The organism is Pseudomonas sp. DCB_AW (assembly GCF_026240895.1).
Classification (GTDB): domain Bacteria; phylum Pseudomonadota; class Gammaproteobacteria; order Pseudomonadales; family Pseudomonadaceae; genus Aquipseudomonas; species Aquipseudomonas kermanshahensis.
Genome location: NZ_JAPFCE010000002.1, coordinates 255376 through 268810 on the forward strand (window position 1 = coordinate 255376; position 13435 = coordinate 268810).

Here is a 13435-nt window from a genome sequence, read left to right on the forward strand (position 1 = left end):
CTTGCGCCCCTGATGACGAAGCGTAACGCGCCCGCTAGAATCAAACGCTGAATGTGACCGTAAACACTTCGTTTGCCTGAAACTGTTCGGCGGTCATACAGGCAGCCGGTGTCTGGTAAACCGGCAGGGGCCGCCTATGACTTTGCAACCTCCCGTCAATCTGACCAACTGCGATCGCGAACCCATCCAGATTCCGGGCAGCATCCAGCCGCACGGTTGCCTGTTGGCCTGCAATGCGTCAGCAAGCGTGGTCCTGCGTCACTCGGCCAATACCCCAGGCATGCTGGGCGTTGCCGGGGACATCAACGGTCAACGCCTCGAAGCAATTATCGGCACCGAGGCTGCGCATACCCTTCGCAACGCACTGGCACGGGGCAAAGAGGGCACTCGCCCAGCACTGTCGTTTGCCGTGAGCCTGCCGTCCGGACAGGCGTTCGATATTGCCGCGCATATTTACAAAGGCACCGCCATCCTCGAGTTCGAGCCCTGCGGTGCAAGCATCGCCGAGCCGATGGAGCTGGTCCGCACCGTCATCGCCCAACTGCGCGAGATCGACCGCTCCGAGAAGCTGTTTGCCGACACCGCCCGACGTGTGCGAGCACTGCTGGGTTACGACCGGGTGATGATCTACCAGCTTGGCGTTGACGGCGCTGGCAAGGTGATTGCCGAGGCCAAGCGCAGCGGCCTGGAAAGCTTTTTGGGGCAGTACTTCCCCGCGTCCGACATTCCGCAGCAGGCGCGCGCCCTGTACTTGCGCAATCCGGTCCGCATCATTTCCGATGCCCAGTTCAAGACCGTGCCCATCACCCCTGTGCTGGACCTGAATGGTGAACCGCTCGACCTGTCCTACGCGCACCTGCGCAGCGTCTCGCCCATTCACTGCGAGTACCTGAGCAATATGGGCGTGGGCGCGTCCATGTCCATTTCGATCATCGTCGACGGCGCGCTCTGGGGGCTGGTTGCCTGCCACCATTACGCACCCCGCACGTTGTCCATGGGCCAACGCGTCGCGGCAGAAATGTTCGGCGAATTTTTCTCGCTGCATATCCAGACCCTACGCGCCAAACAAAGCCTGGAGGCCGCCGCCTACGCACGCGAAGTGCTCGACAACCTGCTGCGTGATGCACACCGCACCGCCGACTTCGGGGAACTGCTGCGTGCTCGCATGACGGACTTCAAGGCGCTCATCCCCTGCGACGGCATCGGCATGTCGCTGCAAGGCCGCTGGACCGCTGAGGCACTGACACCGCCAAACGTGGCGTTGCCAGGTTTGTTGAGATTCGCCGAAGGTGTCGCCGAGGGCCGTACCTGGGCTTCGAACTGCCTCTCGATGGCGCACCCACCTGCCCAGGATTACGCCGTCGACGTTTCGGGCGTGTTGGTCATTCCGATGTCTCAGCAGCCCCGGGATTACCTGATGCTGTTTCGCAAAGAGGTGATCGAGACCCTGGATTGGGCCGGCGACCCTAACAAGACCTACGACAGCGGCCCGTTAGGTGAACGCCTGACGCCACGCAAGAGCTTCGCGGTGTGGAAACAGACCGTTCACCACCACTCACAGCCTTGGTCCGAGCAAGACCGCCAGTTTGGCGAGGCCATCCGCGCCGCGATAGTCGAGGTGGTGCTGCATAACAGTGAGCTCATGGCCGACGAGCGCTCCAAGGCGGACGTCCGCCAACGGATGCTCAACGAAGAGCTCAACCACCGGGTGAAGAACATTCTTTCGCTGATCGGTGCGCTGGTGGCCCACCCCACCGCCGAAAATCAGACCCTCAACAGCTACGTGGCAACGCTCAAGGGTCGCATCCAGGCGCTTTCCCTTGCACATGACCAGGTCGTGCGAGGGGATGGCGGTGGGCGCTTCTCCACGCTTCTGGACGCCGAGCTGTCGCCCTACCGCACCTCGGCCGATGTCATCGAGCTGAACGGCCCCAGCCTGCTGCTTGATGCCCGCGCCTACTCGGTGCTGGCCTTGGTGCTCCACGAACTGGCGACCAACGCCGCCAAGTACGGCGCGCTGTCTCGGGCAGGTGGCAAGCTGGCCGTGAGTTGGCAGGTCGATGTGAGTGGGGCGTGCGACATCACGTGGTGCGAAAGCGGTGGGCCAACGGTTCGCCCACCCAGCCGAAGTGGTTTCGGTTCGGTGCTGATCGAACGCAGCATCCCCTTCGACCTCGGCGGCACCAGCACGCTCGAATACAGGCCAGAAGGGCTGCAGGGGTATTTCAAGATCCCTGCCAAACACCTGACCCAGGTCGAAACGGTCGATGCCGTTGCGCCAATGGCGCCACCGGCTGCGCCTCATGTCAGCGGCTCGGGCCTGGTCAAATCCTGCGTGCTGATTCTCGAGGACCAGCTGGTTATTGCAGTAGGCCTCGAACAGATTCTGGCAGATGCGCTGGTCGAAGACGTAATTACCGCAAGCTCCGAAGCCGAGACGATGAAGCTGCTCGCCAGCCGCAGGCCGGATGTCGCGGTGCTGGATATCAACCTGGGGACGGGCACGTCGATTGCCGTCGCCGAAGAACTCACGCGCAAAAACATCCCGTTCCTGTTCGCCACCGGCTATGGCGACAGCATTAGCATTCCTGCGCATTTGAAGCACGTCCCTGTTGTGCGCAAGCCCTACGATGCCCTGACGATTCTGTCGAACCTGGAAAGCCTGATCGACAGCGGGCAGTAGGCAGCGGGAGCACACGATCGCCCGCTGCCTACCCTGGCCCAGAATCACGCCCTAGACCTGAGCCTGACCGCCATCGACAAACAGTTCGGCGCCATTGACGAAGCTTGAGTCATCGCTCGCCAGGAAGACGGCGGCATTGGCAATTTCCACAGGCTCACCCACACGCCCCAGTGGCACCTGGGAGGCCAGGTAGTCGAGCAACCCCTGCTGTTGCTCTGCATCGGGGCCCGCCAGGTCAACCAGGCCTGGCGTTCGCGTGGCACCTGGGCTGAGAGTGTTGACCCTGACCCCGCGGTCCTTCAGGTCGAGGATCCAGCTGCGTGCGAATGCCCGAACAGCGGCCTTGGACGCCGAGTACACGCTGAATGCCGCAGTCCCGGAGCTACCGGCGGTAGAGCCCGTAAGAATGATGGAGGCGTTCGGCGCCAGCAACGGCAACGCTTTCTGCACTGTGAACAGCACACCTTTGACGTTGCGGTCGAACGTATCGTCGTAGTGGGCTTCGGTGATGTCTCCCAAAGGGAGCATCGAGCCGCCACCCGCGTTGGCGAACAGCACATCCAGACGCCCCTGTTGCTGGCCGATTTGGGCATACAGCGCGTCCAACTGGTCAAGCCGGGTCGAATCGACGGCGATGCCGGTGGCGTTACCGACCAGCGCTACGGCCTTGTCCAGCTCGCTCTGGCGGCGGCCGGTGATGTACACATGGGCGCCCTCCTCTGCAAAACGTTTGGCGGTGGCCAGGCCGATACCGGTGGTGCCGCCGGTTACCAGTGCGATCTTGCCTTCAAGTTTGTTGCTCATGGTGTTTCTCCCGAGGGGTAGTGATTGGCTGTGGGAGAAGCTTATCGACGCACCGTTATTTTCAAAATAGAATCATTTGAAACTCATCATTGCAGAATTGAAATGGCAAGAATCCCCGATTTCGAAGGGCTGGCAATGTTCGCCAAAGTGGCGGAAGAAGGTTCCTACGCAGCGGCGGCGCGCGCCATGGGCGTGTCGGTACCGACGGTATCGCGTGCGGTGGCGCGTCTGGAGGCACGCTTGGGCGGTCGTCTGTTCAATCGCACGTCACGCCAGCTTTGCGTCACCGAGTTCGGCCAGCGCATGGTCGAACAGGCCAGCGCGTTGTACCGCCAGGCAGAAGAGATGGAAAGCGCCGCCCAGGAGATGTCGGTGCAGCCACGGGGCTTGGTGCGCCTGGCGGTGCCTATGTCATTCGGCTTGCGCTGGGTAGCGCCGCTGCTGCCCGCGTTGATGGCCAGGTACCCCCAGTTGGAACTCGACCTTCACTTGTCAGATTCGACAGTCGATCTGGTTGCCGAGGGGTTCGATGCAGCACTGCGCATTGCAGCACTGCCGGATTCGTCCTTGGTGGCCAGACGTATCTGTGCGGTCACGCAATACCTGGTAGCCGCGCCGTCATACCTTGCGCGTCATGGACGCCCTGAGCACCCGCGCGACCTGGTTGACCATGCCTGCATGAGCTACGCCTACCGCGCCCGCAGCCAGGTTTGGCGGTTCACCCACAGTGACGGCACCGAACAAGACGTCGTGCCGCGGGGGCCCCTGCGTGTGACCAATTCGGATGCGTTGGTGGCGCCCTTGCTTGAGGGCTTGGCGATCGCCGAATTACCGGATTTCATCGCCTCCGAATACTTGGCGGACGGCCGCCTTGAGCACCTGCTACCAACGTGGAGCATGACCCAAGGCGGCTTGTATTTCGTCACACCTTCAGCCCGAAGCCGGCCGAGAAAGGTCCAGGCCTTGGCTGATTTTTTCATTGAGCGGCTGGCCGGGTCACAATGGCTGACGCCAAACGTGACCTGACGGTGGCTCAATTATCCAGTTCATCCTTGGTGATGTTGCCGGAGTGTGGGTCAACGTGGAATTCGTACTGCTTGCCATCGGCCTTGATGCCCTCGCCTTCCCAGTGGCCGTCATCCGCTTCGATCTTGGTGATCTGGGTGTAGCCGGCGCCTTTAAGCACCGTCTCGGCCTGGTCTTTGTTCACCTTCCAGTCGGCACCTGGTTGGTCAGCCCACGCGGCACTAGCGCCCAGTGCGCCAACCAGTGCCAACCCCGTCAATACGCGCGTCATGGTTTTCATCGTCAACATCCTTTTTGCCTGAGTTAAAGGATGCGACCTGGGCGCTGTCGTTTCGGTTCAATCATCGTTACGCTTGCAGCCACGTTCATTACACAAAGGGTTGACGGTGCACTCCTCCGAACGTTTGAAGGGCATTGACGTTTTTGTCTGCGTGGCAGACCTCGGCAGTTTTGCCGCGGCGGCGCAGCGCCTGAACCTGACCAGCTCGGCTGTCAGCAAAGGTGTCGCGCGGCTGGAAGCTCGCCTGGGCTTACGCCTGTTCGAGCGCACGACGCGTCGGCTTGCCCTGACCGATGCGGGGCAAACGTTCTACAAGACCTGCTCACGCGTGCTGGCCGACCTCGAAGCATCGGAATTGGCCCTGCATGAAGACTACTTCGAGCCACGGGGCCGGGTGCGCATCGACCTGCCCGCAGCGTATGGGCGGCTGCACGTCTTGCCGGTCATTCTCAACTACCTCAAACGCCATCCCCAGTTGCAGCCACACGTGTCCTTTACCGACAGCTTCGTCAACCCGACCGAGCAGGGTATCGATATCGTGGTACGTATCGGCGGCCCGGACGTTTGGCCGGAGGACCTGGGGCACCAGTTCATCGGTGCTCAACGGTTCATCTTCTGTGCCTCACCGGGCTACTTGCAAGCCCGTGGCACACCGCTCGATGAGGCGGACCTGCAAGCCCATGACTGTGTGGTTTACGGGCAGCCCGACGGGGTGGGCAGCCCCTGGCACATGACCGGTATGCAGCCGGGTGAGATGGAGCGGCGCTTCATGCCGGCGCGGCTTGCCATCGGCGATGGCGAAGGGGTGGTACAGGCAGTCGTGCAGGGTTTGGGGGTCACTCAGGTGCCCACCTGGCTGGTCAATCAACAGCTGGAAAGTGGCGCGTTGATTGAAGTGTTGCCGCACTTGGCAACAGATGGGCTGCCGATGAACGTGGTGTGGCTCAAAAAACGCGAGGCCCTCCCCCGCGTCAGGGCGCTGCTGGATGTGCTGCTGAACGCACTGCGAAAAGACGGCCACCGCCTAGCGCCCTGCAATTAGTGAATATAATTCGCGTGCCATCTGAAATATTGCCAGTAATAGGCTTTTTAAGAATTAATACAATGGCAGCCCCTGATTGAGGAACTGCCTGCATGACTGCTGTTGAACGCCCACCCGTGGGCTTGGCGACCGACCAACGCGCGACCTTGGGGACTTTGGTCCTCGCCGCCTCCGCCTTTTTAATTGTCACTACCGAGTTCTTGATGGTCGGCCTGCTGCCCGGGCTGGCACGCGACCTTGATGTCTCGATTTCGACTGCCGGGCAGTTGATCACGCTGTTTGCCTTCACCGTCATGCTGGCGGGCCCGCCGTTGACGGCGGCACTTGCCCACCTGGACAGGCGCAAGCTGTTCGCAGCCATCCTCGCCTTGTTCGCGGCGTCCAATGCGTTGGCGGCCCTTGCGCCAAACATCGGGGTCTTGGCAGTGGCGCGTTTCCTGCCCGCCCTGGCACTGCCTGTCTTTTGGGGTACAGCCAGCGAAACGGCCGCCAGCATGGTCAGCCCCGATCGCCAAGGGCAGGCCGTCGCGCGGGTCTACCTCGGCATCTCAGCTGCGCTGTTGCTGGGCATTCCATTAGGGACGTTGGCGGCTGACGCCATAGGCTGGCGCGGCGCTTTCTGGATATTGTCTGCTGCATCGGCGGCCATGGCCTTTGCCGTGCTCACCTGGATGCCAGTGGTTGCGCGCCTGCCCAGGGTCGACTTGCGCCACCAGGCGCGGATCTTCCGTGAACCGAACTTCCTCGCCAATGTGGCGCTGTCGATCATGGTGTTCACCGCGATGTTCATTGCCTACACCTACCTGGCCGACATGCTCGAGCGTACCGCAGGTGTTGCAACTGCGGATGTCGGCTGGTGGCTGATGGGCTTCGGTGCCATTGGTTTGCTGGGCAACTGGCTGGGGGGGCGAGCTGTCAGGCATTCGCCGATCAAGGCCACTGCGCTGTTTCTTGTGTTGCTGGCGATGGGTATGGCGGCCTTCAGCCCACTGGCCGCTGCGCCTGTAACGCTCTGGGGCGCACTGGCACTGTGGGGCATCGCCAATACGGCGCTCTACCCCATCTGCCAGGTGCGCGTGATGCATTCGGTGGCGCACTCTCAGGCTCTGGCTGGCACCACCAACGTGTCTGCCGCCAATGCCGGTATTGGCTTGGGTGCGCTGTTGGGTGGGCTGGTCATCCCGACATTCGGGGTGTCGACGCTGGGCTATGTGGCCGCAGGGGTGGCGCTGTTGGCGTTGCTGTGTGTGCCCGCCGTGGCGCGGCTGCAGCCTCAGGCACCCAGCGCTTAAAGCATGTGCCCCGCCCAGATGCCCTGCGCTACCAGCTCTGAAGCAAGCTCGACGAAGGTTTCACCCACATAGCGCGTGGCTGGGCTGACATGCCTGTCCGCAGGCGACACCATGACCAGCTTGCGCATCGGTGTCGGCTCGATCAGTGGCGCTGCACACAAGGTGCCGTTCTGCAGGTGGGTGTAGATCGAGGCCAAGGGCAGCGCGGTCAAGCCGAAGCCATGACGCACCAGGTCGATCATCGCCCCGAACGAATCGGCCTCGACATTGGCGGCAATCTTGAAGCCGACGTCCGCGGCGCAGTGGTCCATGATCTTGCGCAGGCCATGGCGCGGGCTGGGCAGCACCAACTGCTGCTGGGCCAAGGTTGCGAAGTTGACCGGGTTGTCCCACGCCAAGCCTGCGCTGGGCGGCCCGACCAATACCAGGTTCTCCATCATCACCGGCACGATGCGCAAAGTGTGCAGCGGCTCCAGGTCATAAGAGATCGCCAGCTCCAGTTCGCCACGCTGAATCCAGTCCACCAGGTAACCGCTGAAGGCCGACGAGAAACGGATCGACAAGTCCGGGTGGGCTTCGCGGATCCGGGTCACCAGGGGCACGGTGACGATCTCCGCGATGGTCGGTGTGGTGCCGATCGCCACGGCCCCGCGAAACGATGCATGCCCGCCCACTACCGAACTGCGAATGGCCTCCAGTTCATCCATGATCCGCGTGGCGTGCTGCAGCACCTCGCTGCCGGCGTCGGTGATGATCATGCCGCGGCCATGGCGCTCGAACAGGTAGACCCCAAGCTCCTTTTCCAGTTGCCGGATCTGCCGGCTCAAGGCGGGCTGTGCAATGTGCAGCCGGTCGGAGGCCTTGCTGAGGCTGCCAAGCTCGGCAACATGGATCAGGGTTTTGAGTTGAACGACGTCCATCGGCAGGCCCGTGTCGAGGCAGAAGGTAACTGGCAGTCTAAACAGCACACCTGTCAGCAGCTATAGAATTTCAGCATATCAGTTAGTCAGCTAGTCCCCTTATTGACGGGGCCACTCTGGAGTAGCGTGAAAACAGGGTCGATCACCGATCGGACGCCCGCTACAAGAATAAGACCAGAGGCTGACTACCATGCCAACTCCCCGCTCCAGCACCACCCTCGTCGAAGATGCCCCCGCCCGCCAACCCAATCGTGTCAGAGCGATCATGGGGGCCTGCTCCGGCAACCTGGTCGAGTGGTATGACTTTTTCATCTACGCCTATACGGCAATCTACTTCGCGGCGTCGTTCTTCCCCAAAGGCGATACCACCACGCAGTTGCTGGCCACCGCGGGTGTGTTCGCCGTCGGTTTCTTCATGCGGCCCCTGGGTGGGTGGATTTTCGGCTGGCTGGCCGACACCCGAGGGCGCAAAGTCTCGATGATCATCTCGGTGTTCATGATGTGCGCCGGGTCACTGCTGATCGCGGTGATGCCGACCTATGAAACGGTAGGTATCGCCGCACCGATCATGCTAGTCGTTGCACGGCTGATCCAGGGCCTTTCGGTGGGTGCCGAATACGGCACCGGCGCAACCTACATCAGCGAAATCGCGACACCAGGCCGGCGTTGCTTCTATGGCTCGTTCCAGTACTTCACGATTATCGCCGGGCAATTGCTGGCCCTGTTCACCGTAGTCATCCTGCAGCAGACGCTCAGCGATGAGCAGTTGCGTGAATGGGGCTGGCGCATTCCGTTTTTCATTGGCGCCATCAGCGCCGTGGTTGTCGTGTACCTGCGCCGCTCGATGCACGAAACCGCCTCGAAAAAGGACATGCACCGCGAGGGTGCTGGGTCGTTGCGCGGCATGTTCAAGCACAAGCGTGCCGTCGGGCTGGTGATCGCCTTTACCATCGGTGGGTCGCTGTACTTCTATACCTTCACCACCTACATGCAGAAGTTTCTGGTGATATCGGCAGGCTTCGACGCGGCCACGGTGAGTTTCATCATGACCTCGGCGCTGATCGGCTTCATGCTTTGCCAGCCGCTGTTCGGCCTGATGGCAGACCGGCTCGGGATCAGGACGCACATGCTGATGTTCTCGAGCCTGGGCGTGTTGCTGGTGATCCCGCTGCTGTTCGCCATCAAGCATACCCACAACCCCTTCCTGGCCTTTGCGCTGGTCTTCGGCGGGCTTGTCATCGCCTCGCTCTACACCCCGATCGCAGGCATCGTAAAAGCCGAATTGTTCCCCCCCGCAGTGCGTGCGCTGGGGGTCGGGTTCCCGTATGCCATCGGTAACGCGGCGTTTGGCGGGACGGCTGAATATGTCGCGCTGTCGTTCAGGGCCGAAGGGGTCGAGGACTACTTCTTTTTCTACGTGGCCGCCGTCCTGTGCGTGACCTTCATCGCATCGATGCTGATGCCCAACCTGACGCGGCATGGGTACATCAGTGGCGATGGCAGGGTCGAGGAGAATACCGGCATGCCGGCCAGCAAGGTGCAGACCGCCAAGGCCTGACCTCGCCAACATTGCCCCTTTATTGACCCGCGCGGCCCTGATGGCTTCCTCAAGAAAGCCACCAGGGCCGCTTCGTTTCGCTTGGCCGGCCACTCCATGAGCTATGCCACGCCGGCATATCTCAAAGAGAAAAACGGTAGTCGTCGGCACCCCGCCTTGCCTGCATGATGAGGCAAAACAAGAGCAGCACTGGAGACAACCATGTCATCGCAAGAAGCTGAACAAAGCTGGCAAGAAGACGTTTTCCGCGTCCTCAAGGCCCACGACGTCAAGCATGTCGTGTTCGTTCCGGACGCCGGCCATTCGGCCGCGATCCGCATGTCGTACCAGGACCCTGATATCAAGGCCGTCGTCCTCACCACCGAAGAAGAAGGCATTGGTTATCTGGCCGGCGCCTGGCTGGGCGGCGAACGCGGTGCACTGTTGATGCAGTCCAGCGGCGTCGGTAACTGCATCAACACCCTGGCCCTGCAGAACTGCGCGGGTTTCCCCCTGCTGATGGTGGTGACCATGCGCGGTGACTGGGCCGAGTTCAACGCTTGGCAAAACCCCATGGGCCAGGCCACCGAGGCCTCGCTGCAACTGATGAAAGTCATGACCTGGCGTGCCGATGTGCCAGAAGACGTCGCGCCACTGCTGCATGGCGCCGCCACCATGGCCTTCAATGGTGATTCCGCCACTGCCTTGCTGCTCGGCCAGCGCCTGATCGGAGAAAAGAAATGGGTCAAGTAAGCGCCAACCACACGCTGTGCCGCCGTGAGGTGGTGCGTACCCTGCTCGCTGATCGCCAGGATGTACTGGTCGTGACCGGCCTGGGTTCGGCGTCTTACGACGTCATGGCTGCCGGTGACCACGATGGCAACTATTACCTCTGGGCGGCCATGGGCAGCGCCATCACCGTAGGCCTGGGCCTGGCCAACGCGCAACCCGACAAGTCGGTGGTGGTCATCACTGGTGACGGCGAGTTGCTGATGGGCTTCGGCGCGCTGGCGACTGTCGCCCTGCAGAAGCCTGCCAATTTGACCATTGTGGTGCTGGACAACGGCCACTTCGGCGAGACCGGCATGCAGGTCAGCCATGCCGGTTTCGGCATCAAGCTCGACCAGGTTGCCCAGACCTGCGGCTTCAGCTGGACCCGCGAGATTGGCGACATGGAAGGCGTGCATGACCTGCGCGAACGCTTCGCCAGCCGAGAAGGTGTGAAGCTGGCTACCGTCAAGATCAAGGCCGAGAACCCACCCCGCGTGCTGCCGCCGCGTGACGGCCACTACATCAAGAACCGCTTCCGCGCTGCCCTGGGCTTCCAGCCTCTTTGACTGTGTCAGGCGCAGGGTGGCAACCGAGCCACGACAAGGCTGCCAGCCTGCGCCGCCTGGAGAACAATAATGAGCGACTACGACAACGAAGCACTCAACGCCATCCGCGAGGGCGTGCGCGCCCTGTGTGGTGATTTCCCTGCCGAATACTGGCGCAAGATCGACGAAGAAAAGGGCTTTCCGGAGGCCTTCGTCAAGGCCATGACCGATGCGGGCTGGCTTTCGGCGATGATTCCGGAAGAGTACGGTGGCTCCGGCCTGGGCCTGGCCGAGGCCTCGGTGATTCTTGAGGAAGTCAACCGATACGGGGGTAACTCCGGCACCATTCACGGCCAGATGTACAACATGTTCACACTGCTGCGTAACGGCAGCGAAGAACAAAAAGGCTATTACCTGCCAAAACTCGCCAGTGGCGAACTGCGCCTGCAGTCGATGGGGGTCACCGAGCCCACCACCGGCACCGACACCACCAAGATCAAGACCACGGCCGTGCGCAAGGGCGACAAGTACGTCATCAACGGCCAGAAGGTCTGGATTTCGCGCATCCAGCACTCCGACCTGATGATCCTGCTGGCCCGTACCACACCGCTGGCAGAGGTGAAGAAAAAATCCGAAGGCATGTCGATTTTCCTCGTCGACCTGCGCGAAGCCATCGGCAACGGCCTGACCGTGCAGCCCATCGCCAACATGGTCAACCATGAGACCAACGAGCTGTTCTTCGACAACCTGGAAATCCCTGCCAGCAGCCTGATTGGCGAAGAAGGCAAAGGCTTCCGCTACATCCTCGACGGCCTCAACGCCGAGCGCACGCTGATCGCCGCCGAGTGCATCGGCGATGGCCGCTGGTTCATCGAAAAGTCCAGCCAGTACGCCCGCGACCGCGTGGTGTTCGGCCGCCCAATCGGGCAGAACCAGGGCGTGCAGTTCCCGATCGCCGAGGCGCACATCGAGATCGAAGCAGCCGACCTGATGCGCTGGCGTGCCTGTGCCGAATACGACAGCGGCAAGAACGCCGGCGCCGCGGCCAACATGGCCAAGTACCTGGCGGCGAAGGCCAGTTGGGAAGCCGCCAACGCCTGCCTGCAAACCCACGGCGGTTTCGGCTTTGCCAACGAATACGACGTCGAGCGCAAGTTCCGTGAGACGCGCCTGTACCAGGTGGCCCCGATCTCGACCAACCTGATCCTGTCGTACGTCGCCGAGCACCTGCTGGAACTGCCACGCTCGTTCTGACCGATGCCGCCCCTGGCCGCCAAGGCGCCAAGGGGCCCTGCCATGACAAGAGAGATAACCATCATGAGCCAGCCTACGGCAATCCGCCCGCTAGACGGCATCACCGTCATCAGCCTCGAACATGCCATTGCTGCGCCCTTCTGCACTCGCCAACTGGCGGACCTTGGCGCCCGCGTGATCAAGGTCGAACGGCCGGGGGTCGGTGACTTTGCGCGGGGCTACGATCAACGGGTCAACGGCCTGGCTTCGCACTTCGTCTGGACCAACCGCTCGAAAGAAAGCCTTGCTCTGGACCTTAAGCAGGACATCGCCGGCGACATTCTCGACCAGCTTCTGGAGCAGGCCGACGTGTTGGTTCAAAACCTGGCGCCGGGCGCCGCTGCGCGCCTGGGGCTGTCGTTCGAGGCGCTGCATGCGCGGTTCCCCACGCTGATCGTCTGCGACATTTCGGGCTACGGCGCGGGCGGCCCTTTTGAACAGAAAAAGGCCTACGACTTGCTGATTCAGAGCGAAGGCGGCTTTTTATCGGTAACCGGCGGCCCGGGTGACGAGCAGATGGCCAAGGCGGGCAACTCGATTGCCGACATCGCGGCCGGCATGTACGCCTACACCGGCGTGTTGTCGGCCCTGCTGCTGCGTGGCCGCACCGGCGAAGGCAGCCATGTGGAGGTGTCGATGCTGGAAAGCCTGGTGGAGTGGATGAACTACCCGCTGTACTACGCCTACGAAGGCGCGACTCCGCCGCCACGCGCCGGCGCGGCGCACGCGACCATCTACCCGTACGGCCCCTTCCCCACCGGCGATGGCAATACCGTAATGCTCGGTTTGCAGAACGAGCGCGAATGGCGCCTGTTCTGTGAGCAGGTGCTGCTGCAACCCGCGCTGGCCGACGATGCGCGGTTCTCTGCCAACTACCTGCGGGTCGCCAACCGTGAGGCATTGCGTGCGCTGATCATCGAGGCGTTCGCCGCCCTGGACTTGGACACGGTGGTTGCGCGCCTCGATAGCGCCAGCATTGCCAACGCACGGGTCAACGACATGCAGGGGGTGTGGCAGCACCCGCAGTTACAAGCCCGCGACCGTTGGCGCCAGGTAGCCACGTCAAACGGCAGCATACCCAGCCTGCTGCCCCCGGCCAGCAGCAATGCCTACCGCCCACGCATGGACCCAGTGCCAGCCTTGGGGGAGCACAGCGAATGCATCCTCGCCCAGCTTGGGCTGTCTGCCGAACGTATACAGGAACTGCGCCGCGATGGGGTCATCTGACCCCTTCAGGCACAG

Annotated in this window: 12 protein-coding genes; 9 read left to right on the forward strand and 3 right to left on the reverse strand. The window is 62.1% G+C overall.

The window, feature by feature from the left end; translation table 11 throughout:
* Nucleotides 1–136 precede the first annotated feature (136 nt).
* A complete protein-coding gene (locus OO306_RS03035) occupies nucleotides 137–2683 on the forward strand; it encodes an HWE histidine kinase domain-containing protein (RefSeq protein ID WP_265967641.1) in 2547 nt (848 codons plus the stop codon).
* 51 nt (nucleotides 2684–2734) lie between these two features.
* Here OO306_RS03035 and OO306_RS03040 read toward each other — a convergent pair whose 3' ends face one another.
* Nucleotides 2735–3487 carry an SDR family NAD(P)-dependent oxidoreductase gene (locus OO306_RS03040; protein ID WP_265967642.1) on the reverse strand — a complete coding sequence of 251 codons (753 nt, stop codon included), beginning with the start codon at nucleotides 3485–3487 and terminating at the stop codon, nucleotides 2735–2737.
* Between the two features lie 102 nt (nucleotides 3488–3589).
* Between OO306_RS03040 and OO306_RS03045 the strand changes: the two genes are divergently transcribed.
* Nucleotides 3590–4513 (forward strand): LysR family transcriptional regulator, encoded by a 924-nt coding sequence (locus OO306_RS03045; RefSeq protein ID WP_085272891.1) that lies wholly within the window; start codon nucleotides 3590–3592, stop codon nucleotides 4511–4513.
* Nucleotides 4514–4520: 7 nt separating this feature from the next.
* On the opposite strand, the gene OO306_RS03050 is transcribed toward OO306_RS03045, so the two are convergent.
* Nucleotides 4521–4793 carry a PepSY domain-containing protein gene (locus OO306_RS03050; protein ID WP_027593326.1) on the reverse strand — a complete coding sequence of 91 codons (273 nt, stop codon included), beginning with the start codon at nucleotides 4791–4793 and terminating at the stop codon, nucleotides 4521–4523.
* A 106-nt stretch (nucleotides 4794–4899) separates the two neighbouring features.
* On the opposite strand from OO306_RS03050, the gene OO306_RS03055 reads away from it, so the two are divergent.
* Nucleotides 4900–5835 carry a LysR family transcriptional regulator gene (locus OO306_RS03055; RefSeq protein WP_265967643.1) on the forward strand — a complete coding sequence of 312 codons (936 nt, stop codon included), beginning with the start codon at nucleotides 4900–4902 and terminating at the stop codon, nucleotides 5833–5835.
* A 92-nt stretch (nucleotides 5836–5927) separates the two neighbouring features.
* Complete coding sequence (locus tag OO306_RS03060; protein ID WP_265967644.1) at nucleotides 5928–7127, forward strand: MFS transporter; 1200 nt, start codon at nucleotides 5928–5930, stop codon at nucleotides 7125–7127.
* Here OO306_RS03060 and OO306_RS03065 read toward each other — a convergent pair.
* Nucleotides 7124–8047 (reverse strand): LysR family transcriptional regulator, encoded by a 924-nt coding sequence (locus OO306_RS03065; protein WP_027593329.1) that lies wholly within the window; start codon nucleotides 8045–8047, stop codon nucleotides 7124–7126. The two genes, OO306_RS03060 and OO306_RS03065, sit on opposite strands and share 4 nt — an antisense overlap.
* Before the next feature lie 190 nt (nucleotides 8048–8237).
* Here OO306_RS03065 and OO306_RS03070 point away from each other — a divergent pair, with 190 nt between their 5' ends.
* The 5 genes from OO306_RS03070 (at nucleotide 8238) to OO306_RS03090 (ending at nucleotide 13420) form a co-directional block, all read left to right on the forward strand.
* Complete coding sequence (locus tag OO306_RS03070; RefSeq protein WP_265967645.1) at nucleotides 8238–9605, forward strand: MFS family transporter; 1368 nt, start codon at nucleotides 8238–8240, stop codon at nucleotides 9603–9605.
* Nucleotides 9606–9806: 201 nt separating this feature from the next.
* Nucleotides 9807–10337, forward strand: a complete 531-nt coding sequence (locus tag OO306_RS03075) for a thiamine pyrophosphate-binding protein (protein ID WP_027593331.1) — start codon at nucleotides 9807–9809, stop codon at nucleotides 10335–10337.
* Nucleotides 10325–10921, forward strand: a complete 597-nt coding sequence (locus OO306_RS03080) for a thiamine pyrophosphate-dependent enzyme (RefSeq protein ID WP_265967646.1) — start codon at nucleotides 10325–10327, stop codon at nucleotides 10919–10921. The genes OO306_RS03075 and OO306_RS03080 overlap by 13 nt, the downstream gene beginning before the upstream one ends.
* A gap of 69 nt (nucleotides 10922–10990) precedes the next feature.
* On the forward strand, nucleotides 10991–12154 hold the full coding sequence (locus OO306_RS03085) for an acyl-CoA dehydrogenase family protein (RefSeq protein WP_265967647.1): 1164 nt from the start codon (nucleotides 10991–10993) through the stop codon (nucleotides 12152–12154).
* A gap of 63 nt (nucleotides 12155–12217) precedes the next feature.
* Nucleotides 12218–13420 carry a CaiB/BaiF CoA-transferase family protein gene (locus OO306_RS03090; RefSeq protein WP_265967668.1) on the forward strand — a complete coding sequence of 401 codons (1203 nt, stop codon included), beginning with the start codon at nucleotides 12218–12220 and terminating at the stop codon, nucleotides 13418–13420.
* Nucleotides 13421–13435 lie beyond the last annotated feature (15 nt).